Origin of the sequence: Shinella sp. AETb1-6 (genome assembly GCF_009826875.1) — a bacterium.
GTDB lineage: Bacteria > Pseudomonadota > Alphaproteobacteria > Rhizobiales > Rhizobiaceae > Shinella > Shinella sumterensis.
Genome location: NZ_WUMM01000021.1, coordinates 1 through 21,584 on the forward strand (window position 1 = coordinate 1; position 21,584 = coordinate 21,584).

General features: G+C 62.3%; 22 protein-coding genes. 17 read left to right on the forward strand and 5 right to left on the reverse strand.

Features of this window, described 5'->3' with window-relative positions:
• The first annotated feature begins 68 nt into the window (after window positions 1-68).
• Entirely contained in the window at window positions 69-818 is a 750-nt protein-coding gene (locus GR158_RS23705) for an ATP-binding cassette domain-containing protein (protein ID WP_202402426.1), read from the forward strand.
• 14 nt (window positions 819-832) lie between these two features.
• Here the strand turns inward: GR158_RS23705 and GR158_RS23710 are convergent, their stop codons facing one another.
• The gene (locus tag GR158_RS23710) at window positions 833-1,624 is read right to left on the reverse strand and encodes a shikimate dehydrogenase (protein WP_160872854.1); all 792 of its coding nucleotides are present in this window, start codon (window positions 1,622-1,624) and stop codon (window positions 833-835) included.
• Between the two features lie 128 nt (window positions 1,625-1,752).
• Here GR158_RS23710 and GR158_RS23715 point away from each other — a divergent pair, with 128 nt between their 5' ends.
• Genes GR158_RS23715 through GR158_RS23740 form a run of 6 tightly spaced genes read left to right on the forward strand, consistent with a single transcriptional unit; the run spans window position 1,753 to window position 8,036 of the window.
• A complete protein-coding gene (locus tag GR158_RS23715) occupies window positions 1,753-2,646 on the forward strand; it encodes a CoA transferase subunit A (protein ID WP_160872855.1) in 894 nt (297 codons plus the stop codon).
• A 3-nt stretch (window positions 2,647-2,649) separates the two neighbouring features.
• Window positions 2,650-3,450 (forward strand): CoA-transferase subunit beta, encoded by an 801-nt coding sequence (locus tag GR158_RS23720; protein WP_160872856.1) that lies wholly within the window; start codon window positions 2,650-2,652, stop codon window positions 3,448-3,450.
• Between the two features lie 2 nt (window positions 3,451-3,452).
• Window positions 3,453-4,664: a CaiB/BaiF CoA-transferase family protein gene (locus GR158_RS23725; RefSeq protein ID WP_256365827.1), complete on the forward strand. Its 1,212-nt coding sequence runs from the start codon at window positions 3,453-3,455 to the stop codon at window positions 4,662-4,664.
• Window positions 4,665-4,722: 58 nt separating this feature from the next.
• Window positions 4,723-6,420, forward strand: a complete 1,698-nt coding sequence (locus GR158_RS23730) for an acetolactate synthase catalytic subunit (protein ID WP_160872896.1) — start codon at window positions 4,723-4,725, stop codon at window positions 6,418-6,420.
• Window positions 6,421-6,432: 12 nt separating this feature from the next.
• Window positions 6,433-7,434 (forward strand): dihydroxyacetone kinase subunit DhaK, encoded by a 1,002-nt coding sequence (locus tag GR158_RS23735; protein ID WP_160872858.1) that lies wholly within the window; start codon window positions 6,433-6,435, stop codon window positions 7,432-7,434.
• A complete protein-coding gene (locus GR158_RS23740; protein WP_160872859.1) occupies window positions 7,431-8,036 on the forward strand; it encodes a DAK2 domain-containing protein in 606 nt (201 codons plus the stop codon). Before GR158_RS23735 ends, GR158_RS23740 begins: the two co-directional genes overlap by 4 nt.
• A gap of 3 nt (window positions 8,037-8,039) precedes the next feature.
• On the opposite strand, the gene GR158_RS23745 is transcribed toward GR158_RS23740, so the two are convergent.
• On the reverse strand, window positions 8,040-9,113 hold the full coding sequence (locus GR158_RS23745) for a LacI family DNA-binding transcriptional regulator (protein ID WP_160872860.1): 1,074 nt from the start codon (window positions 9,111-9,113) through the stop codon (window positions 8,040-8,042).
• 102 nt (window positions 9,114-9,215) lie between these two features.
• On the opposite strand from GR158_RS23745, the gene GR158_RS23750 reads away from it, so the two are divergent.
• The 10 genes from GR158_RS23750 to GR158_RS23795 all read left to right on the forward strand — a co-directional run bounded on the left by GR158_RS23750 (window position 9,216) and on the right by GR158_RS23795 (window position 18,921).
• A complete protein-coding gene (locus tag GR158_RS23750; RefSeq protein WP_160872861.1) occupies window positions 9,216-10,385 on the forward strand; it encodes a Gfo/Idh/MocA family protein in 1,170 nt (389 codons plus the stop codon).
• Window positions 10,369-11,115, forward strand: a complete 747-nt coding sequence (locus tag GR158_RS23755) for an SDR family NAD(P)-dependent oxidoreductase (RefSeq protein WP_160872862.1) — start codon at window positions 10,369-10,371, stop codon at window positions 11,113-11,115. The genes GR158_RS23750 and GR158_RS23755 overlap by 17 nt, the downstream gene beginning before the upstream one ends.
• Window positions 11,115-11,630, forward strand: a complete 516-nt coding sequence (locus GR158_RS23760) for a TRAP transporter small permease (protein ID WP_160872863.1) — start codon at window positions 11,115-11,117, stop codon at window positions 11,628-11,630. Before GR158_RS23755 ends, GR158_RS23760 begins: the two co-directional genes overlap by 1 nt.
• Complete coding sequence (locus tag GR158_RS23765) at window positions 11,627-12,901, forward strand: TRAP transporter large permease (protein WP_160872864.1); 1,275 nt, start codon at window positions 11,627-11,629, stop codon at window positions 12,899-12,901. Before GR158_RS23760 ends, GR158_RS23765 begins: the two co-directional genes overlap by 4 nt.
• Before the next feature lie 32 nt (window positions 12,902-12,933).
• Window positions 12,934-13,920 carry a TRAP transporter substrate-binding protein gene (locus tag GR158_RS23770; protein WP_160872865.1) on the forward strand — a complete coding sequence of 329 codons (987 nt, stop codon included), beginning with the start codon at window positions 12,934-12,936 and terminating at the stop codon, window positions 13,918-13,920.
• A gap of 61 nt (window positions 13,921-13,981) precedes the next feature.
• On the forward strand, window positions 13,982-14,908 hold the full coding sequence (locus GR158_RS23775; protein ID WP_160872866.1) for a MaoC/PaaZ C-terminal domain-containing protein: 927 nt from the start codon (window positions 13,982-13,984) through the stop codon (window positions 14,906-14,908).
• A gap of 259 nt (window positions 14,909-15,167) precedes the next feature.
• Window positions 15,168-16,327, forward strand: a protein-coding gene (locus GR158_RS23780; protein WP_160872867.1) for an IS3 family transposase whose coding sequence is annotated in 2 segments (ribosomal slippage) — window positions 15,168-15,432 and window positions 15,432-16,327 — 1,161 coding nt in all. Because the reading frame shifts where the segments join, the coding sequence is not laid out codon by codon here.
• Between the two features lie 501 nt (window positions 16,328-16,828).
• Window positions 16,829-17,023 (forward strand): hypothetical protein, encoded by a 195-nt coding sequence (locus tag GR158_RS23785; RefSeq protein ID WP_160872868.1) that lies wholly within the window; start codon window positions 16,829-16,831, stop codon window positions 17,021-17,023.
• A 52-nt stretch (window positions 17,024-17,075) separates the two neighbouring features.
• The gene (locus GR158_RS23790; RefSeq protein WP_160872869.1) at window positions 17,076-18,128 is read left to right on the forward strand and encodes a Dyp-type peroxidase; all 1,053 of its coding nucleotides are present in this window, start codon (window positions 17,076-17,078) and stop codon (window positions 18,126-18,128) included.
• The gene (locus GR158_RS23795) at window positions 18,121-18,921 is read left to right on the forward strand and encodes a family 1 encapsulin nanocompartment shell protein (protein ID WP_160872870.1); all 801 of its coding nucleotides are present in this window, start codon (window positions 18,121-18,123) and stop codon (window positions 18,919-18,921) included. The genes GR158_RS23790 and GR158_RS23795 overlap by 8 nt, the downstream gene beginning before the upstream one ends.
• Before the next feature lie 157 nt (window positions 18,922-19,078).
• Here the strand turns inward: GR158_RS23795 and GR158_RS25680 are convergent, their stop codons facing one another.
• The 3 genes from GR158_RS25680 to GR158_RS23805 all read right to left on the reverse strand — a co-directional run bounded on the left by GR158_RS25680 (window position 19,079) and on the right by GR158_RS23805 (window position 21,583).
• Complete coding sequence (locus GR158_RS25680) at window positions 19,079-19,528, reverse strand: hypothetical protein (protein WP_371731786.1); 450 nt, start codon at window positions 19,526-19,528, stop codon at window positions 19,079-19,081.
• A 74-nt stretch (window positions 19,529-19,602) separates the two neighbouring features.
• On the reverse strand, window positions 19,603-20,442 hold the full coding sequence (locus GR158_RS25685; protein ID WP_371731787.1) for a hypothetical protein: 840 nt from the start codon (window positions 20,440-20,442) through the stop codon (window positions 19,603-19,605).
• Between the two features lie 67 nt (window positions 20,443-20,509).
• Window positions 20,510-21,583, reverse strand: a complete 1,074-nt coding sequence (locus GR158_RS23805; protein WP_160872871.1) for an ABC transporter ATP-binding protein — start codon at window positions 21,581-21,583, stop codon at window positions 20,510-20,512.
• Between the last annotated feature and the right edge of the window lies 1 nt (window position 21,584).

Genomic DNA, 21,584 nt, shown 5'->3' on the forward strand with positions numbered 1-21,584 from the left:
ACACCTCCTGCAAATAATCGGTCGCGGTCGAGGGGGCTGCCCCCTCGACCGCCCAGAGGATATGCGTGATGACCCCATTGCTGAAACTGAACAATATCTGCAAGTCGTTCGGCGCTGTTCGCGCCTTGTCCGACATCGATTTCGAACTCCATGAATCCGAGGTCCTCGCGCTGGCCGGGGACAATGGCGCGGGAAAATCGACCCTCATCAAGATCATCTCCGGCGCGCAACCCGCCGATAGCGGCCAGATTTTTTTCGAGGGCCGCGAGGTGACGGTGCGCAAGCCGGAGGACGCCCGCCAGCTCGGCATAGAGACGGTCTACCAGGACTTGGCACTCTTCGATGATTCCAATGTTGCGGAAAACATCTTCGCGGGACGCGAGTCCGTTCGCAACATTCTCGGGGCGAAATTCCTCAAGGCGGAGGAGATGCACAGCCGCTCGAAGGCGCTGCTGAAATCGCTGAACATTCACATCCAGTCGACGCAGTTCACGGTGAAGGGCATGTCCGGGGGGCAGCGCCAGAGCGTCGCCATCGCACGCGCCGTCGCCTTCGGCCGCAAGGTCGTCATCCTGGACGAACCAACGGCGGCACTCGGCGTGCCCGAGCAGGAAAAGGTCCTGTCGCTGATCAAGGACCTGCGTTCGCGCGGCTTCTCGATCATCCTGATCAGCCACAACCTGCATCACATCTTCGAGGTCTGCGACCGCATCCATGTGTTGCGGCAGGGCCAGACGGCCGGGGTGCGAAAGAAGGCGGAGACCGATCCCGACGATATCGTCAAGCTCATCACCGGCGGCAATCTGGTCGCGCATTGAGCACGATCAGAGGGTTACAAGCCGTCTTCGTAAAAGCGCAGGGCAAGCTCGATCTGCGGGCCGAACATGGCTTTGCCATGCTGCGTGCGGCAGTCGCGCGCTTCGGCCGTTTCCAAAAGAGGCGTCATATGGGGCACATTCACCACATCGCCGACGAAGATGCCGCGCGATGTGCCCGCAAGATCGACTGGCAGCGGATCGTCCGGGGACATGCCGACGCTGGTGGCGTTGATGACAATGTCGATCTCCTCGCCGGGCCGGCTGTCCGTTGCGCAGAAGACCGTTTTCGGAAAAGCGCCGCGCAGCCGGTCCGCGAGCTTTTCCGCACGGTCGCGGTTGCGGTTGACGAGGTCGATGCGGCCAATTCCGGCTTCGGCCAGCGCGCAGCATATGCCGGCGCTGACGCCTCCGGCACCGGCGACATAGGCCGAGGCGCCAGCAATTCGAACGCCCGCTTCGTTCATCGCGCCGACGAAACCGGCACCATCGAGTTGGTGGCCGGAGAACTTCCCGTCCGGCGTACGGCGAACGACATTGACCGCACCGGAAATACGCGCCGTTTCGCTCAGGTCGTCGAGAAGCGGCAGGATACGCTCCTTGAACGGCATGGTGACGAAGAAGCCCCGGAGGTTTTCGAGGTGGCGCAACCCGGCAAGCGCCGTTTCCAGCGCCTCCGGCCGGATGCCGAAGGGAACCATGCGGCCGGGCAGGCCGTGTTGCGCAAGGTAGGCATTCAGGATGCCAGGCGAGCGCACGAAGGTGATTGGATAGCCGACAAGGCCAAAAAGTCTGTGTTCGTCGCTCACGTCGTTCCTCCGCTTAAAACTTCGACGGATATCGGAGTAACAGAAAAACAGAAAACGAGAAACGTTTTTCGTTGCCATTTTCCAGAAACGTTTTTATACCCGATCGCACCTATCGGGAGGACTGCATTTTGAAAGAGAAATTGACGACCCTGGAGAACGCTCTGTCTCCGATCGTGTCGGGCTCGACGGTGATGATCGGCGGCAGCCTGTTGCGCCGTCAACCCAATGCCGCCGTGCGCCAGCTGATCCGCAACAAAGTGCGCGATCTCACGGTGCTGAGCTGGGCCGGCACGACGGCGATCGATCTGCTTGCCGCGGCCGACGCGATCCGCCGCTGGGAAGGCATCTATGTGGGCCTGTTCAACTACGGGCTTGCGCCGAACTTCCGCCGTGCCGTCGAAAGCGGTCGAATCGAGGTGCGTGACTTCTCCGAAACGGCCATGGTGGCGCGCCTGCGTGCGGCCGCCCAGGGCATGCCCTTCCTGCCGATCCGCACGCTGTTCGGCTCCGATCTCGCCAAGGTGAACCCCGAGCAGATTCGCACCGTCGATTGCCCCTTTACCGGTGAGAAGCTGCAGGCGATCGCGGCCGCCGAACCCGAGTTCACGATCATCCACGGTTATGCGGGCGACAAATACGGCAATGTGCAGTGGCCGGTCGTGCGCGACACGGACGACATGGACCAGTCGATGGCGGCCGGCGCCAGGCGTCTTATCGTGACGGTCGAGAAGATCGTGCCCCACGATGAAATCAAGAAGCAGCCGTCACTGACATACATTCCCGGCAACTGGGTGGAGGCAATTGTCGAGGTGCCCTACGGGGCGCATCCCGCCGCCTGCGACACGCTCTACGACGAAGACGATGCGCATATGAGCGACTACATCGCCCGTTCGAAGACCGCCGATGGCGTCAAGGCCTATCTCGACGAGTTCGCCCACGGGCTGCGCGAACATGCGGCCTATATCGAGAAATGTGGGGGTCTTTCCGCGCTCTCGGCGCTCAACGTCAAGGGGAGGGCATAAGTCATGGCGACCTATTCCAACAATGAACTGATCACCGCCTATCTCGCCCGCCAGATTCAGGATGACGATCTCTGCTTCGTCGGCGTCGGCACGAACGGCCGGGCTTTCACGCTCGCTGTCGGCATGCCGCTGGCGGCCGCGCGTCTCGCGCAGATGGGGCATGCGCCGGGTGCCGCCGTCTACTGGGGCAACCTGTTGGAGCCGGATCTGTCGGTGATCCCCGAGCACTTCACGCAGGATGCCTTCACGCAGTGGCACGCCGCTGCATGCCCGCCGGATACCGGCGTGAAATGTGACATGCTGGCGCGGCGCAAGTTCGATGTGTCCTTCAATTCGGCCGCCCAACTCGACCGCTACGGCAACATGAACATCACGGCGATTGGCGACTATCGCAAGCCGAAGGTCCGCCTTGTCGGCAGCCTTGCGCAGCCCGAGCACTTCGCCTTCGTGCGCCGGCCGATCCTGCTGATGGACCTCGATGCGCGCAGCTTTGTCGAGAAGGTCGATTTCATCACCAGCGCCGGCCACCTGTCCGGCGGTAACAGCCGGCGCGAGGCCGGGCTCGGCGAGGGCGGACCCGCACTGGTCGTAACGGATAAGGCGATCTTCGATTTTGCCGAGGATACCCGCGAAATGCGGCTCAGATCGTTGCATCCGGGGGTGACGAAGGACGAGGTGCTGGCCGCCATGTCCTTCGTGCCGCTCGTCCCCGAAACAGTTCCGGAAACCGAGGCGCCGACCGCGGAAGAGCTCGCCCGCATCCGTAACGACATCGACCCCAACCGTATCCTTCTCAAAGTCTGACCATGCAAGCATCTTCACCCTCTACGGTCTCGTCCCTGTCCGGCATTAAAGTGTTGGATCTTTCCAGGTTTATCGCGGGCCCCCATTGCGCCATGCTTCTTGGCGATCTCGGTGCTGACGTCGTCAAGGTCGAGCGCACGTACGCCGGCGACGACACCCGCTCGCTCGGTCCGTACATTGCCGGCGAGAGCATCTATTTCATGATGTTCAACCGCAACAAGCGCAGCCTGACGCTCAACTTCCGCAATCCGGAGGCGCAGGATCTGCTGCGCCGCCTCGTGCTGGAAGCGGATGTGCTGGTCGAGAACTTCCGGCCCGGCACGATGGAGAAGATGGGCTGTGGCTGGGAGGACCTGCACAAGATCAATCCGAAGCTCGTGATGGCACGGCTTTCGGGCTTCGGTCAGAACAACAGCCTTTCGGCAGAGCCCTGCTTCGACGGCATCGCCCAGGCGATTACCGGTTTTATGGACCTGACGGGCGATCCGCATGGTGGGCCGATGATGGCCGGCACCTTCCTCGTCGATTACGCGACCGCACTGCATGCGACGATCGGCATTCTCGCGGCCCTTAACCACCGTACCAGGACGGGCGAGGGGCAGGTGGTCGATGTCAGCCTGATCGGCGGTGCCACCTCCATGCTGATGACGGCGATCCCGGAATTCCTGGTGAACGGTCGGCGCATGACGCGGGCTGGGAACCGCGACCGCTATGCGGCGCCCGCCAATACGTTTCGCGCCAAGGACGACGTGTGGATCCACATGGTCGCCGGCAACAACGCCCATTTCCCACGCTTCGTGAAGATGATCGGCCGACCCGAGCTGTTGGAGGATCCGCGTTTCGCGACGCTTGAAAACCGCATGGTCAACGTGGAGGCGATCGAGGCGATCGCTGCCGATTGGATCGGCGCGCACAACGCGGACGAGGTGCTTGCAGCCCTGCGAGCGGCGGAGCTTCCCTCCGCGCGCATCCGCACCGTCGAGGAGGTCGCCAACGACCCGTACATGCGCGAGGCCGGACACATCGTGGATATCGTTCATCCCAAGGCTGGTGTGGTGCCGATGCAGGGGCCGCCGGTCGGCCTTGGCACTACGCCGACGGCCGTTCGGCTGCCGCCGCCGATGCTTGGCGAACATTCCGACCAAGTGCTGCACGAGTGGCTGTCGATGCCCGACGAGGACATCGGCAAGCTGCGTGCGGCGACGGTCATCTGACAGACTTCATCCGCATTTCCAAAGGGTTCAGGGAGGATAGAACGTGAGCAAGGGTAATATGAGCGGCGCGCATGTGATGGCGCAGGCACTGAAGCGACATGGCGTCGAGGTCATCTTCGGCCAGTCCATTCCGGCAGCGCTTTTCCTGGCGGCGCCGCACTACGGCATAAGGCAGATCGGCTACCGCACCGAGAATGCCGGCTCCGTCATGGCGGATGCCTATGCGCGCATCTCGCACAAGGTGGCGGTCGTGACAGCGCAGAACGGTCCGGCGGCGACGCTGCTGGTGCCGGGACTTGCGGAAGCCTACAAGGCCTCGATCCCGATCGTCGCGATCGTGCAGGACGTGGCGCGGCCCTTCGCCGACAAGAACGCCTTCCAGGAACTCGACCATCTCGATCTCTTCAAGGGCGTGGCCAAATGGATCAGGCGCGTCGCCGACGTCAACCGCATCGATGATTATGTCGACATGGCGTTCACGGCGGCTGCATCCGGCCGCCCAGGACCGGCCGTTCTGATCGCCCCGATCGATATGTTCGTGGAGACGGCGGAGAGCCGCAACGACAGCCGCATGGCGTCTCTCGGCAGCTTTCCGCTCGATCGCAGCGGGCCGGATCCGGACCGCGTCGCCGAAGCCGCGAAGCTGCTGGCATCCGCGGAGCGTCCGCTGATCATCGCCGGCGGCGGCGTGCACGTCTCTGACGCCGCCGGCGAGCTTGCCGCCCTCCAGGAGCGTTTCTCGATCCCGGTCGCGACCACCGTCATGGGCAAGGGCGCCGTCGATGAAGGGCATCCGCTGTCCGTCGGCATCGTCGGCTACTTTATGGCGACGCGTAGCCGTACAAAGCACCTGCGTGAACTGGTGACGGAAGCCGACGTGATCATGCTGATCGGCAATCGGACGAACCAGAACGGTACCGACAGCTGGTCGTTGTTTCCGAAGGACGCCAAGTATATCCATCTCGATATCGATGGGCAGGAGATCGGCCGCAACTACGAGGCGCTTCGCCTTGTCGGTGACGCCAAGCTCGGTATCAAGGCGCTTTCCGCGGCACTCGAGGGCGAAGACGGCGCAAAGCGGAAAGCCGCTCGGCCGGCGCTTGAAAAGGCGATCTCCGAGGGCCTTACCAAGGGGCGCGCGGACGCGGAGTCTGTCGAGACATCAAATGCAAGCCCAATCCGACCCGAGCGCCTCATGCGGGATCTCGACAGCCTGCTCACGCCCGACCACATCGTCGTGTCGGACGCCAGTTACTCGTCGATCTGGGTCGGCAACCATTTAAAGTCGCGCAAGGCCGGCATGCGTTTCCTTACGCCACGCGGTCTCGCCGGTCTCGGCTGGGGCCTGCCCTATGCGCTGGGCGCCAAGTGCGCCAGGCCCGATGCGCCGATCTTCGCGCTCGTCGGCGACGGCGGGTTCGCCCACGTCTGGTCCGAACTGGAGACGGCGCGCCGCATGGGGCTCAACGTCGTCGTCGCAGTGCTGAACAATTCGATCCTGGGCTATGAAAAGCATGCAGAAAAGGTGATCTTCAACGAATATTCCGATGCTTGCGATTTCACTCCGGTTGATCACGCGGCGATAGCCCGCGGCGCGGGTTGTGAGGGTGTGCGCATCGAAAAGGCGCAAGACTTCCTGCCCGCGCTGAGGGCGGCCTTTGCTGCCAATACCACGACCGTGCTCGATGTCATCACGGACGAGCGCGCCTATCCGCCGATCACCATGTTCAATGACAATTCGGTGCTCAACTACTGAGGAGGCGACGTCATGAAGAAGCTGATGAACAAGCCGTCGGGCTTTGTCGATGAAATGCTCGACGGCCTGGTTGCCGCCAATCCATCTCTGGCGCTCAGCGGCGAGACCGGCCGCGTCGTGCATCGTGCAACACCGATCCGCAAAGGCAAGGTCGGTGTCGTCTCCGGCGGGGGCTCCGGCCACCTGCCGCTCTTTACCGGTTACGTCGGTGAAGGCCTGCTTGACGGCTGCTCGATCGGCAACGTCTTCGAGGGGCCGACGGTCGGTTCGTGCATGGAAGCGATCCGGCTGGCCGACGGCGGCCAAGGCGTGCTGCGGCTCTACGGCAATTATGGCGGCGACCGCATGAACTTCGACATGGCCGGCGAAATGCTGGAGGACGAAGGCATCCGTACGACGACGGTGCTCGGCAATGACGATGTCGCCAGTGCCGGGCCGTCCGAACGGCAGAAGCGCCGCGGCGTTGCTGGCATCATCTTTGCCTACAAGACGGCCGGCGCTCTCGCCGAGACCGGCGCCGACCTCGATGCGGTGACGGCTATCGCGCAGAAGACGGTGGATCGCACGCGCACCATCGGCGTCGCACTATCGCCCTGCCAGGTTCCGGGTTCCGACAAGCCGTCCTTCACGCTTGGTGACAACGAGATCGAGATGGGCATGGGTATTCACGGCGAACCGGGCATATGGCGCGACCAACTCAAGCCGGCGGATAGGATCGCCGATGAAATGATCGAGCGGCTGCTGGCCGACAAGCCGGAGGGCGTGGGGAGCAGGGCGTCGATCCTTGTCAACAGCCTCGGCGCCACGCCGCTGGAAGAGCTCTTCATCCTCTACCGCCGCGCGCGCACGAAGCTCGAAGCCGCCGGCATTACGATCGTGAGGCCGCTCGTCGGCCACTACGCAACATCGATGGAAATGGCCGGCGCCTCCATCTCGCTCTGCTTCGTCGATGACGAGATCGAGGCCCTGCTGGTGGCGCCTGCCTCCTGCCCGTTCTGGACGGTGACGGCATGAGCGTCACGGTCTCCTCCATTGCCTTCGCAATCGCCCGCGCCAATGAGGCGATGGGACCGCTGGAGCAGGTGTTGAACGATGCGGATGCGAAACTCGGCGACGGCGACACGGGCGGCATGCTTGCCCGCGTCATCGGCAAGATGGCAGAGGTCGATCTGTCTGGCATGGTCGATCCAGGCTCGGCGCTGAGCCAGCTCGCGAAGGCTGCGACGCTTGCCACCGGATCGAGCCTCGGCACTCTTTTCGCCACTGGATTGCTGGCCGCAGGACGAGAGGCGAAGGGGCGCGAAGCGATCGACGCCGGTGACCTCTCCGATCTCGTCGCTACGGCGCGCGACGCAATGATCGCGCGAGGCGGGGCTTCGCTCGGCGACAAGACAGTGTTGGATTCACTTGATGCCATAGCCGATGCGGTGAAGGATGCGCGAACGCCGGGCCAAGCCGCGAGCGCGGCGGCAAAGGCGGCGGCCGACGCTCTCGAAGCGTTTCGCAGCCGGCCGAACCGCATCGGTCGCGCCCGCATGTTCGGGGATCAGACGATTGGCATCGACGATCCTGGCATGCTGGCGATCCGGGAGCTCACCGCTGCTCTGGCACGGTGATCCTCAGTCTGGAGAAACGAGAGGCCGGCGTTCTGCCGGCCTTTTTGCGTTGTGGCCATCCGCCGGCGGCGCGCAGGATTCGCGCGGGACGAGTTTGGTTGGAATGATGACCTCGCGCGGCGTGGGCGGTCGTTTGGAATGGATGCGGCGCATCAGCAGTTCCGCGGCCGCCGCGCCCATCTCTCGCTTCGGCAGGCGCAGCGTGCTGAGATTGATGCGGCGCAGTCTTGCAAGATCGATGTCGTCGCAGCCGAGCAGCGACATATCCGCTGGAATGGAAATGCCGAGCTCGCTTGCGGCATCCTGGACGCCGAGTGCGCAAACGTCGTTGCTGGCAATCACGGCTGTCGGACGCTTCTGCATAGAGGCGAAATAGTGCATGGCCTCGTAGCCGGCTTCCACGGTATAGTCGCCACGATAAACAAGGTCCGGGTCGCCGTCGCAGTCGAGCTCAGCAATCGAGGCTTCGAAAGCCTCCAGTCGCTCCTGTGCGGTGCTGGAGGTCGCGGGACCGGTGACGAGAGCGATGCGGCGGTGGCCGAGTTCATAGAGATAGTTCACGCTGTCGCGCATGCCTTGCAGGTTGTCCGAGCCGATATAATCGTCGCGGAAGCGGGCGCTCCGACGCTGGATGAGCACGAAGGGCGTCTTGCCATCGAGCAGCTTGCGCACCTCCGGCGTGTCGCAATGCTGCGAGATCAGGATCATCCCATCGACCTGGCGGTCAAGCAGGGTGTGCATCTGGCTCACCTGCCGTTCGACGAGCTCGTCCGTGTTGCAGAGCAGGATCGTGCAGCCTTCCCGCACGGCGACGTCGTCGATGCCGCGGATGAATTCAGGGATGGCGGGGTTGCTGACATCGGGCACCAGAACGCCGATCGTCGAGCTCAGTTTCATGCGCAGTGAACGCGCCACCACCGAGGGACGGTAGCCGAGCCTCTCGGCGGCTTCCTTCACTTGCTGGCGGGTCTCTTCGTTCACGTGCCGCTTTCCGGCAAGTGCGTTCGAGACGGTGGATACCGCATGGCCAGTCGCCGCCGCCACATCCCTGATCGTAATCCGTCCTTTGTCGGACACTCTTCAAACTCCAGTTGCAGAACCGATTTTTCGTTCGGCCTGTTTTTATTGCGTTTGCGACTTTAGCCGAGAATCGTCGTCTGAAATAGTCATATACTGAGATTGACACGCCGGTTCAGCGTGTTTAATCAAAACACAAGAACCGTTTTTCGAAAAACGTTTTCTGAGGCGGGAGAGGCCTCATATCGCGGGAGGGGTTTCAGGATGCGGCAGGTCCGTATTCGGACAGCGTTAGTAGGGTGTGGCGCATTTGCCAATGCGGCGCTCGTTCCCGCCATGCATGCGGCCGGCATCGACATCGTAGCCGTCTGCGATCCGGATGCGGCTCGCGCCGATGCGACGATGCGGGCGGCAAGAGCCGGCGCCGCCTATGCGGAAATGTCCGAGATGCTATCCGCCGAGACGGTGGATGCCGTTGTGATGGCGGTTGGCCCGACGATCTATCCGACGCTTGCCAAGCAGGCATTTGCACACGGCGTGCATGTCTTCGTCGAAAAGCCGCCCGCGATCACTCTCGTCGAGGCCGAGGCCATGAAGAGCGCGGCCGTGAAAGCGGGAAAGCAACTGGTCGTCGGCTTCATGAAGCGCTTTGCGACGGGTTATCGCATGGCGAGGGAGATCTCCCAGGAAGGTAACTTCGGCGTCGTGAAAATGGTGAATGCGCGGATTACCTCTGGCGTGTGGACGCCGGCTTGGTCGAAGACGCTTACGCCCTTTTCCTTCGTGCTTGATCACAGCGTGCACTTTCTTGACCTGATGCGTTTCTTTGGCGGTCCGGTCGACTGGGTATCCGCCATCAAGACCGAGGCCTCGGACGAGCGTTTCGGTTTCGCCGTGCTGCTCGGTTACGCAAGCGGCGCCGCCGGCCTATTGGAAATATCGAACTACGAGAGCAGGGGTGTCCCGAACGAGCGCGTGCAGATCACGGGATCGAAGGGCGCGAGCGTCACGGTCGAAAACGTATCGCGTGTCACCTATAATCGCGACGCCGAACCCATGGTGGCGGGGCGTGTCTTCTCGCCACAACGCGAGCGTCTGGTATGGGAGCCGAATATGACGAACATCTCCGCGGAGAATGCGTCGCTCGCCCACATGGGCTATGTCGGTGAGATGCGCAACCTTGCCAACGCCTTGACCGCCGGCCTTCCTGTCACGCCCTCTATCGAGGATGGGATTGCCGCGCTCGCGCTGGCGCATGCGATCGTCGAAAGCGACGGCCGCCGGATGAATCTTCAGAGTACAGGTGAGCTTCGAAATGTCGCTGTCCATTGATCTCAAAGGCCGTATCGCCCTCGTCACCGGTGGCGGAACCGGACTTGGCCGGGCCGGTACGAATGCGCTGGTCGCGGCCGGTGCCACCGTCGTCATCACCGGTCGGCGCCATGATGTGCTTGAACAGGCTGCGCAAGAGGCCGGCGCACAGGCGATGGTCTGCGACGTCAGCGATCCGGATGCGGCGAAGGCGCTGGTCGAGCGTATCGTCGCCGAACATGGCAGGCTCGATATTCTCGTCAACGCCGCGGGCCTCAACATTCGCGGCGACTCGTTCGAATACGGGCCGGAAGACTGGGATCGCGTGCATGCGATCAACACCCGCGGCCTGTTCTTCATGTCGCAGGCTGCCGGCCGCGTCATGCGTGACAACGGCTATGGCAAGATCGTCAACATCGCCTCCATGGCAAGCGAGATCGGCATGCCGTTCATCGTCGCCTACGGGTCGTCAAAGGGTGGGGTGAAGCAGATCACGCAGGGGCTTGCGGTCGAATGGGGCAAGACCGGCATTCGCGTCAACGCGATCGAGCCGGGCTGGTTCAGGACGGAACTGACAGAGCCGCTCTTCCACAACAAGGAATGGGTGGCCAAGGTCGAGAACCGTGTGCCGATGGGCCGTGCCGGAAAGCCGGAAGAGGTCGGCGGCGCGATCGCATTCCTTGCAAGCCCGCTCTCGGACTATATAACCGGCGCCGTAATCAAGGTGGACGGGGGAGCTTTGGCAGCCTGATGCAGGAACAATCCGAAATCGTCGAAACCCCGGAAAACCCGACACTGCTCGAGCGCGTCGGAGAAGCGATCATCGTGCCACTGATGCTCGCCATCATCGCGGTGGGTTTTGTGGCCGTGTGCCTGCGCTATGTCTTGAACGGGCACTACGCCCTGTTCTGGTCCGAAGAGATCATCCGGTATGCTTTCATCTGGCTGTTCTGGCTTTGCGCGCCGATCCTCGTCTGGCGCCGGGCGATGTTCACGGTGGACGTGTTCGTCAACATGATGCCGAGGGCGATGCAGCGCGCGGTCGCCATTCTTCTCGATCTTGCCGTCATCGTGCTGATGGCGACCTTCGTCTACTACGGCTGGGTGATGGCGCGCGTGAACGCACCGCAACTCTCGTCGGCCCTGTCGCTGTCGCTTTTCTGGATCTATCTCGCCATTCCCGTCGGCTCGGCCCTCATCATTTTCGCAACGATCGCACGCATGGTTCGCGACATGCGAAACGGCACGCGGGAGGCAGGCCAATGACACTCACTCTTTTCGGCTGTTTCTTCGTTTTCCTGCTGCTCGGCCTGCCGGTGGCCTTTTCGACCGGCCTTGCCGCGCTCGTCGTCGTCCTCAACTATCCGATCGTTCAGGAACGCCTGTTGATCACGAAAACCTTCGGCGGCATGGATTCCTTCACGCTGATGGCTATCCCCTTCTTCGTGCTCGCCGGCGAGGTCATGTCGCGTTCGGGCCTCACCAAGCGCATCGTCGATCTCGCCATCGCGCTTGTCGGACATTTCCGCGCGGGTCTCGCCTATGTCACCGTCATCGCCAACGTGATGATGGCGGGCGTTTCGGGATCGGCGTCGGCGGATGCCGCGGCCACCGGTTCGATCCTGATCCCGGCCATGAAGGAACAAGGCTACAAGCCGGAATTCGCAGCCCTCATGGTCGCGTTCTCCGCTATGATGGCGCCGCTTATTCCGCCCTCGATCTTTCTCATCATCTACGGCTCCATGGCCGGGGTTTCGATCGGCCGGCTCTTCATGGCTGGCATCATTCCCGGCCTCCTAGTCGGTCTGTCGCTTCTTATCCTCGCCTTCATCGTTACCCGGTTTGCGTCCTTCAAGGTGGATACCGTGACGTTTTCCGGCCAGCGGCTGAAGGAATCCTTTCTGAAGGCGGGTTTCGCGCTGGTCATGCCCTTCGTCATCATCGGCGGTATCCGTTTCGGTATTTTCACGCCGACGGAGGCGGGCATCGTCGCGGTGGTCTATGCGCTGTTCTACGGTTTCGTCATCGAGCGTTCGCTCAATCTCAAGAACCTCCGAGAACTGACGATGTCGGCGGCGCTGTCGTCTGCCAACATCATGATGATCGTCGGTTTCTCGGCCGTGTTCGGCACGATCCTGGCGCTCGGCCGCTTCGAGCAGCAGATCACCTCGGTGTTGTTTTCGATCACCACGGAGCCGCTTCTGGTCGTCACCATCCTGATCATCGCCCTGACGCTGATCGGCGGCCTGATGGATGAGGTCTCGACAGCCGTGCTCTTCGTACCGACGCTTGCCGCCATCGGCGCGCAGATGGGCTTCGATCCGGTGCAGTTCGGCGTCGTCATGGTGCTCGCCATCATGATGGGTGCGGTCATGCCGCCGGTCGGCACGCTTCTGTTCATCGGCGTCAGCATTGCGCGCATCCCGCTGTCGCGCATTCTGGTGCTGGTCTGGGTGTTCCTGATCCCCCTGCTGCTGGTCAATCTTCTGATCGCGTTCGTACCGTTCTTCACAACCTATCTGCCGTCCTTCATGTGACGGCGCAGAAAAGCTCAACGGAGGAGTAGAGCATGTTCATAGAAAAACGTTTCTTGCTTGGTGCGCTGAGCGCACTCGCGCTCATGGCCAGCACAGGTCTCGCGCAGGCGGAAACCACCCTGACGCTGGGCGACATCTATGCCGCAGACCACAGCAACACGCTGGCGGACAAGCGTTTCGCCGAACTGGTGGCCGAGCGCACCAATGGCGACGTGAAGATCGAGGTCTATAGCGACGCCACGCTCGGCAACGAGCGCGAGCTCGCCGAAAGCGTCGTTTCAGGCTCGCTGGACATCGCGCCGAGCGGCATGTCGGGCATCGGCCGTTTCTTCCCGGAACTTCAGGTCCTGGAACTGCCGTACCTCTACAAGGACCTCGACCATATGCAACGCGTCGCGGAGGTGATCGCCCCCGATGTCCAGGCAGCTTTCGGGGCGCAGGGTGTGCGCAATCTCGGCTTCCTCTATCTCGGCCCGCGCTCGATTGCCAGCAAGCGGGCGATCAACACGATCGAGGACATGGACGGACTGAAGCTGCGCGTGCCGGAATCGCCGCTCTATATCGGTTTCGCCAAGGCGCTGAATGCGGTGCCGACGCCCATCCCGTTCCCGGAGGTCTACTCGGCCATCGAAACAGGCGTCGCCGAAGCCTCCGAAGGCGAGCCGGCGACGCTGGCGACGACCAAATGGTACGAGGTCACGAAAAGCGTGAGCCTGACCAAGCATATCTGGCACTTCCGCTTCATTCCGGTGAATGCCGCAAAGTTCGATACGCTGACCAAGGAACAGCAGGACATTGTCGTGAAGGCCGCTGCCGAAGCGCAGGCCTACCAAGCTGGGCTCGTCAACGAGTTCAACGCCAAGGCGCTAGAGGAGATGAAGAGCGCTGGCGTAACCATCGTCGAGACGCAGGGCCTCGATAAGTTCGCCAAGAGGCTTGCCACGTTCCAGGACGAATATGCCGCAAGCCTCGGCGAGAAGGCCGTGGCGCTTCTCGCCAAGGTTCGCAGCGTCCAGTAACTCGCACGACGTCCGCCGTCGCGGCACGGCGGGCGCCCCATTCTCCAAGGATTTGATGACGATGGTGCCCGCAGCCTTCAAGGACCCGACCTACGAAAACGTCTATATCGGCGAGAGCTTTGGACCGGTCGAACTCGTTCTCGACGACTTCTTTCTGCGCAGCTATGCCTATGCGCTCGACGATTACAGCGGCATGCAGATTATCGACGGGCTTGCAAAACCGGTGGGTTACGTGCCGCCGCATATGATCGTCTCGGACCTCATGCAGATCTTCCTCACGGTCTATGACCGCGACAAGGTCGTCGGCCTGCACCAGAAGGAAGAGGTCATCCACTACAAGCCCGTGCCGGTCGGCGCGAAGCTCACACTCACCGGCACCTATGTCGACAAGTATATGAAGCGCGGCAAGGGTTATACGGTGTTGGAAAGCATCGCGCGGGACGACGAGGGCGATATCGTCGTCCTGCAGCGGTCGACGGAAGTTATGCGCATTCCTGACGGCATCAAGGTCGGCATGGGTACGGCAGAGCCGGAAAGGCGCATCAGCCCGCGGACGCTGTCCGGATCGCGCGTTGCGACAATCTCAGCCGATACCGAGGTCGGCACGGCGCTGCGTCCACTTACGAAGCAAGTCCGCCAGGCGCAAATGTCCGTCTTTACTGGCGCCGAATTCCACAAACAGGGAATTCATACGAATCTGGAGATCGCACACAAGGCCGGCCTTCGTGACTGCATCGCTCAGGGAATGATGGAATCATGCTGGGCATCGCAATATCTCGCCAGCCTGTTTGGCGAGCGGTTTCTTTCGACTGGACGCCACTTTTCGACGTATTTGACACCGATCTACGCGAAGGACCTCATCACGCTTGAAGGTGTTGTCGCAAATCGACAGATAGAGGAGGGGGGCACGCGCCTAGAGGTTGAGTTCTGGTTGACAAATCAGGAAGGTCAGTTAACCGCCGTCGGATACGGTTCGGCGTTACTGTGACTTACCGCGGGAATTCCAGTCGAAAAATTTTTTTGGTGTAAAGGCATACCCAGTCATATCCGTTACGTGTCGGGTTGATCCGTGCGATTCCGAAGCGGCATCTTGCTCGCATCCAACCTGTTCGGCGGCAAGACGCCGATCGCGGAATGCTTCTCGCACGGGCCATGGATCGACGGCAGGACGGGCGTGCCGACTGGTCTGCCGCCTGCAAAGTGATCCTTCATGAAGTATGGCTTATGAGCCTCAGAAGGACATTGAAATGGCAGCGAAAAGACACAAGGCAGAAGAGATCGTCACGAAGCTTCGTCAGGTTGACGTGCTGAATGCGCAGGGAAAATCGATGGCGGAGGCGATCCGGTCGATAGGCGTGACGGAAGTTACATATTACCGGTGGCGTTCCGAATACGGCGGTTTGAAGGGCGACCAGGTAAAGCGCCTGAAGGAGCTGGAAGCGGAGAATGCCCGGCTCCGGCGCGCCGTTTCCGACCTCACCTTGGACAAGATGATTTTTGCGGAGGCCGCCAAGGGAAACTTCTGAGCCCCGCCCGTCGCCGCGCTTGCGTGGACCATGTGATCGATGAACTGAAGGTGTCCGAGAGACGGGCGTGCCGAGTCTTGGGTCAGCATCGTTCCACGCAGCGCAAGATCGCAAAGGCTCCGGATGATGAAGCGGCGTTGACCGCCGACATCACGGCGCTTGCCCTCCAGTATGGTCGCTATGGCTATCGCCGCATCACGGCGATGCTGCACCAGGCTGGCTGGATCGTGAACGTCAAGCGGGTTGAGCGCATCTGGCGACGGGAGGGGCTAAAAGTGCCTCACAAGCAACCGAAACGCGGGCGACTGTGGTTGAACGACAGTTCGTGCATCCGGCTTCGGCCGGAATATCCCAACCATGTCTGGTCCTACGACTTCGTCGAGGATCGCACGCACAACGGCAGGAAAATCCGCATGCTCAACGTGATCGACGAGTTCACGCGAGAATGTATCGCCATCAGGGTCGAGAGAAAGCTGAAGGCCATCGATGTCATCGACGTGCTTTCCGACCTCTTCATCCTACGCGGCGTTCCCACCCATATTCGTTCCGACAACGGCCCGGAGTTCATCGCCAAGGCGCTACGGGAGTGGATCGCGGCGGTGGGTGCCAAGACCGCCTACATCATGCCAGGTAGCCCGTGGGAAAACGGCTATTGTGAGAGCTTTAATTCGAAGCTCCGTGATGAACTGCTCAACGGCGAAATCTTCTACACGCTCAAGGAGGCGAAGATCATCATCGAAAACTGGAGACAGCATTATAATACCGTGAGGCCACACTCATCGCTGGGCTATAAGCCACCGGCACTCGAAGCAACGGTCTGGTCTCGCCAAAATGGACCCGCGTCAACACCAACTGTGGCTAGCAGGCCGAGCATGCACTAACATTCCAAACGGATCACCCCGTGGGGGCAGGCCAGGATCGCAATCCGACCGGAAAGAGTCAGCCGGAGGCATGTAACGGAGTCCCTGTATGGTCCGGAAGTAGATCGGCCAGGTCGGCCCGCGTCCATATCTGGGAGGCTCTTGTAACCAACTAAGGTTCAACGCCGCCATTTTGAAGAGGGAGGCCGAATGCGGTGTCGAGAATGAGTTCATCGCTGTGAAGTTTCAGTCCCGGCATGTCTTCTTCTACCGAACGCTTCAACAAAGGCCCTACGATACCGCGGTCGACGAGGCTGCATGCTAAACGACGGACGTTTAATGCGATAAAATGCTATGGGCTTCGTGGCCGGCGTCGAGGGCGACAAGGTGCGCCTGTCGGCCAATGCCGATATCGCCGTGACGCTGGAGGAGGAGCAATCCGGCCGTCCGGTCGATCTCTGACCCGTTTCGGGGTGGCTTGCCTCCGGCCGCCCCGCTTTTCTTTCCGTTCAGGGGGCCCCGATGGAAAACTACGATCTCTATCTGAATTCGCGGAAGCCGGCGATCGGCCTCTACGTGCGTGCCGGTGCGGGCCTGCCCGACATCGCCGATGCGAAGGCCTGGATTTTCGATGGCACCGTGGAAAAAGACGCGCTACCGTCCGACGTGGTGAAAGCCATCGAGGCGAACGGTCACGCCTTCCGCGACATGGATTGAGCCGGCATTCCGCCGGCTTGCCGCCTTCCAGCCCTTGGCGAATGGATCCCGCATGGATGCAGTCCTTCCCTCCGTCCTCCCGCAGCCGGTCGCCGCGCGCCTGACAAAGGCGGCCATTTTCCTGGTCGTGACACTCCAACCCGGCCGCGAGGCCGAAAGCGCGGTGCGCAAGCTCTGCGCCGATCTCTCGGGTCTCCTGCGCGCCGTCGGCTTTCGCGATCTCGAAGGCGGGCTTTCCTGTGTGCTCGGCATCGGCTCGGATGCCTGGGACCGGCTGTTCGGTGCGCCGCGACCCAGGGATCTGCATCCTTTCCGCGAAATCCGCGGCAAGCACCATGCCGTCGCCACGCCCGGCGACCTGCTCTTCCATATCCGCGCCACGCGCACGGATCTCTGCTTCGAACTCGCCACCCACATCATGAGCCGGCTGGGCGGCTTCGTCGCCACCGAGGATGAGGTGCACGGCTTCAGCTATTTCGACGACCGCGACCTGATCGGCTTCGTCGACGGCACGGAAAACCCGGTCGACGGCGCGGCCGTCGCAGCGACGATCATCGGCGCGGAAGATCCGGACTTCGCGGGCGGCAGCTATGTCATCGTGCAGAAATACCTGCATGATCTTCCGGCCTGGAACCGGGTGCCGGTCGCCGAGCAGGAGAGGATCATCGGCCGCGAAAAGCTCTCCGACATCGAACTCGACGACGCGGCCAAGCCGAGCTACGCCCATAATGTCCTCACCTCCATCGAAGAGAACGGCGAGCCGCTGGAGATCCTGCGCGACAACATGGCTTTCGGCGATGTCGGCAAGGGCGAATTCGGAACCTACTTCATCGGTTATGCCCGCTCGCCGAACCGTATCGAGCGCATGCTGGACAACATGTTCATCGGCCTGCCGCCGGGCAATTACGACCGGCTGCTCGATTTCAGCCGGGCCGTGACGGGCACGCTGTTCTTCGTTCCCGCCGCGTCGTTCCTTGATGCGGTGGTGCCCGATGCCGGGCCCGCGCCTGCCGCGGCGGCGCCCCCGGCAACGGAACCAACGCCACCGCGCCGCGACGGATCGCTCGGCATCGGCTCTCTCAGGAAAGGGGTCTCCCATGAATAACCTGCACCGTGAACTCGCGCCCATTTCCGAGGCGGCCTGGGATGAAATCGAGGAGGAGGCGACCCGCACGCTGAAGCGTCATCTCGCCGCCCGGCGCGTCGTCGATATGGTCGGGCCGTCTGGACTTGGCCTGTCTGCGGTCGGCACGGGACATGTCGAGCCCATCACACCGCCGGGCGAAGGCATCCAGTCCTTGCGACGCGAGGTGAAGGCCCTGGTCGAGCTTCGGGTACCCTTCCAGCTTTCACGCAGTGCCATCGACGATGTGGAGCGTGGCGCGCTGGACAGCGACTGGAGCCCCGTCAAGGAGGCCATGCGCAAGGTCGCTTTTGCAGAGGATCGCGCCGTGTTCGACGGCTATGCCGCTGCCGGCATAGAGGGGATTCGCGCGGCTGCGAGCAATCCGGCCGTGCCGCTGCCGCCGGGCGTAAAGCGCTATTCGGATGCCGTGGCACGGGCGGTCGGCCAGCTTCGGCTTGCGGGCGTGGAGGGCCCCTATGCGCTGGTTCTCGGCGCGGACGCCTATATGGCGGCGAGCGGCGGCAGCGACGACGGCTATCCGGTCTTCCACCATATTGAGCGGGTCGTCGATGGGGGCATCATCTGGGCGCCGGCCATCGAGGGTGGGCTTGTCCTCTCCCTGCGCGGCGGTGATTTCGAACTGACCGTCGGGCAGGATTTTTCCATCGGCTATCTCGGTCATTCCGCCACCACCGTCGACCTCTACGTGCAGGAGAGCTTTACGTTCCGCACGCTGACGACGGAAGCGGCCGTGGCGCTTTCGCCGGAGTGACAGGTCTCCAGGAGGCCGGCATGGCAGGAAAGGCCGACATCACGTCGTCATCGTCGGCCGGCGGGTTCGGTGGAGGCGGCGCGTCATCCCGATCCCGACGGTAAGAAGACGAGCCACGATGGCAGCCGATGGGGCTGCCGGAAGTTGGTCGGGGCGGTCAGTCGTTTGCCAGCAGCGTTGAGGGGCTCAGCCAGAATGGCGGCAGACTGAGCGGAATGTTGGACAGCAGCAGGATGTTATCGCGCACGTCGATGCCGAGTTGCGATTTGACGTAGGTCTTGCGGGCTTCAAAACGGGCCGCGATCTGCGGATACGCGGTTGTAAGTTCCGCGCGCAGGCCGGGATCGGCGAAGGTCACGGCGTCCTCGCAGTTCAGGCTCCAGCCGTTCGGCATCGGGACTGGAATGATGTCGACCTGGAAGGGCATGCCGGAGGCGATCTTTTCGGTCGATCCCGGGCGGATCGGCGAATGCAGCCACTCGTCGTGGCCGGTGAGATGGCCGGGATTGAGCGCGGATTTCAGGTTGCCACGGGCGAGCGTCGACACGACCGCCTCATGAATGGCACCGCCCTCGATGCCGATATCCGCGGTCTCGTACCAAGCCATCAGACCGGCGAAATAGGCCTTGGCGACGGCAAGGAAGCGATCGTCATGGTCGGTCAGCAGGCCGGCGCGCGCGGTCAGTCCGCCCCAAAAGCGACGGCGGTCGTGACTCCGTCACCGCGGCCGGGGACCCGGCCCGTCGGGCTGCGCAGCCCGATGACCGGGCCGGAGGCATCATTGGTGGCGAACATCGGATGGCAGTTCATCGCTTCGCCGGCATAGCCCATGCGGGCGGCGGCGGTCAGTTCGCTGTCACCGAGGGTGAAGCCGGACACGATCCGCCACACGGCTGCCGAAGCGCGCGTCGCGGCCCATTCGGCCTCTGCGATTTGGTCCACGTCGACCACGGCGCGCAGGCCGTTTTCCGGGTGCATCAGAACCGCTGTGGCATCCGTGAGGGAGCCGGCGGTGCCGATCACATGGGCGATGCAATCGACAATATAGGCTGGAACGAAGAAGCTCGGCTTGACGAGGTCCCATTCGGCAGTCTCGAAATATTTCCAGCCGGCAAGACCGATGCTGTCGCCGGGCCTGATCCCGGCTTCGGCGAGAACCGCGGCCAGGTTCGGCTTTTCGCTGCGGTCCTGGCCCATCAGGCTCAGCGACTGGCACAGCATGGTCTCCAGATCGGGAAGCGGCGATATCGCCGTATAGCCCTGGTTTTCATTGCCTGTCACGACGATCTTGCGGTCGTTTGGCCCGAGCAACAGCAAGGCTTCCTCGAAACGCGGCTCGAAGCCGGTGAGAAAACACATGTTGGCGAAATGCTCGCGGTCGGCATAGACCACCATCCAATCGGCACCCGATCGCTCCAGCGCGGTTTTGCAGCGCGCGACATAGGTGGCGACAGGGATCGCGGGACGCTCGAGCGGGATGCCGAAATCGGGAATGGTCACGGGTTTCAAGGTAATCGTCATAATTCACTCTTCCATCTTTGCTTGCATTCGGAGATGCGACCGGGCCTTCCGGCCCCCCGCCGCCGCTTCATATGTCTGGTGGCAGAAAGCCGATGGCTTCCGGTTTGACGGCGCAACGGAGGACGGCGCCGGGACGGATGTCGACTGCGGAGTGCATGGGAACCTGCAGGGTCAGTTCCTGGCCGTCGGTGGTGGTGACGGTCAGCTTTTCGGCCGAACCGACGAAGGAAATGTCGACGACGGTGGCGTCGAAACGGATGGTCGCGGCGGCGTCCGTGTCTCCGACGGCGATGTCCTCGGGTCTGACCCATCCGATGACCTCGCCCTCCTTGCCATGGACGGCAGGATTGAAACGTGGCGGACGTGAACACATGTTTCCGAAAAAAGTAAGCGTCCCATCTGCCGACGCGTGGCGGGTCTTGAAGATGTTGTTGCCGCCGAGGAAGCCCGCGACGAACAGCGATTGGGGATTGGCGTAGATCTCGCGCGGCGCGCCGATCTGGACGATCCGCCCGGCATGAAAGACCGCGATGCGGTCCGACATGGCGTAGGCTTCCTCCTGGTCGTGGGTGACGAAGATGAAGGTGACGCCGGTTTCCTGATGCAGGCGTTTCAGCTCGCGCTGCATGCTTTCCCTGAGATTGCGGTCGAGTGCCGATAGTGGTTCGTCGAGCAGCAGGATGCGCGGTCCGTAGGCAAGCGCCCTTGCGATGGCCACCCGCTGTTGCTGGCCGCCGGAAAGCTGCTTCGGCTTGCGTGACGCGTAGTCGGTGAGGTCGACGAGGCGGAGCATTTCCTCCACCTTCGCCGCGATGCGCGCCTTGTCCCATTTCCGGACCTTCAGGGGAAAGGCGATGTTCTCAGCGACGCTCAGGTGGGGAAAGAGCGCATAGCCCTGAAACACCAGGCCGAAATCGCGGTCCTCGGGATCCATGAACGTGACGTCCTGCCCATCGACCACGATACCGCCTTCATCCGGCCTGGTGAAGCCGGCGATCGACATCAAAAGGGTTGTCTTGCCCGACCCGGAGGGACCGAGAAGGGTCACGAACTCGCCCGCCTGGACCGTCAGGTCGACGCCGTCGAGAGCGACGGCGCTGCCATAGGTCTTGCGCAGCATTCTGATGTCGAGAAACGCCATG

Coding starts and splice junctions, on each gene's coding strand:
- GR158_RS23705 (WP_202402426.1), top strand. CDS start 69: ATGACCCCATTGCTGAAACTGAACAATATCTGCAAGTCGTTCGGCGCT.
- GR158_RS23720 (WP_160872856.1), top strand. CDS start 2,650: ATGGCGACCTATTCCAACAATGAACTGATCACCGCCTATCTCGCCCGC.
- GR158_RS23725 (WP_256365827.1), top strand. CDS start 3,453: ATGCAAGCATCTTCACCCTCTACGGTCTCGTCCCTGTCCGGCATTAAA.
- GR158_RS23730 (WP_160872896.1), top strand. CDS start 4,723: ATGAGCGGCGCGCATGTGATGGCGCAGGCACTGAAGCGACATGGCGTC.
- GR158_RS23735 (WP_160872858.1), top strand. CDS start 6,433: ATGAAGAAGCTGATGAACAAGCCGTCGGGCTTTGTCGATGAAATGCTC.
- GR158_RS23740 (WP_160872859.1), top strand. CDS start 7,431: ATGAGCGTCACGGTCTCCTCCATTGCCTTCGCAATCGCCCGCGCCAAT.
- GR158_RS23755 (WP_160872862.1), top strand. CDS start 10,369: ATGTCGCTGTCCATTGATCTCAAAGGCCGTATCGCCCTCGTCACCGGT.
- GR158_RS23760 (WP_160872863.1), top strand. CDS start 11,115: ATGCAGGAACAATCCGAAATCGTCGAAACCCCGGAAAACCCGACACTG.
- GR158_RS23765 (WP_160872864.1), top strand. CDS start 11,627: ATGACACTCACTCTTTTCGGCTGTTTCTTCGTTTTCCTGCTGCTCGGC.
- GR158_RS23770 (WP_160872865.1), top strand. CDS start 12,934: ATGTTCATAGAAAAACGTTTCTTGCTTGGTGCGCTGAGCGCACTCGCG.
- GR158_RS23775 (WP_160872866.1), top strand. CDS start 13,982: ATGGTGCCCGCAGCCTTCAAGGACCCGACCTACGAAAACGTCTATATC.
- GR158_RS23785 (WP_160872868.1), top strand. CDS start 16,829: ATGGAAAACTACGATCTCTATCTGAATTCGCGGAAGCCGGCGATCGGC.
- GR158_RS23790 (WP_160872869.1), top strand. CDS start 17,076: ATGGATGCAGTCCTTCCCTCCGTCCTCCCGCAGCCGGTCGCCGCGCGC.
- GR158_RS23795 (WP_160872870.1), top strand. CDS start 18,121: ATGAATAACCTGCACCGTGAACTCGCGCCCATTTCCGAGGCGGCCTGG.
- GR158_RS25680 (WP_371731786.1), bottom strand. CDS start 19,528: ATGGCTTGGTACGAGACCGCGGATATCGGCATCGAGGGCGGTGCCATT.
- GR158_RS25685 (WP_371731787.1), bottom strand. CDS start 20,442: ATGACGATTACCTTGAAACCCGTGACCATTCCCGATTTCGGCATCCCG.
- GR158_RS23805 (WP_160872871.1), bottom strand. CDS start 21,583: ATGGCGTTTCTCGACATCAGAATGCTGCGCAAGACCTATGGCAGCGCC.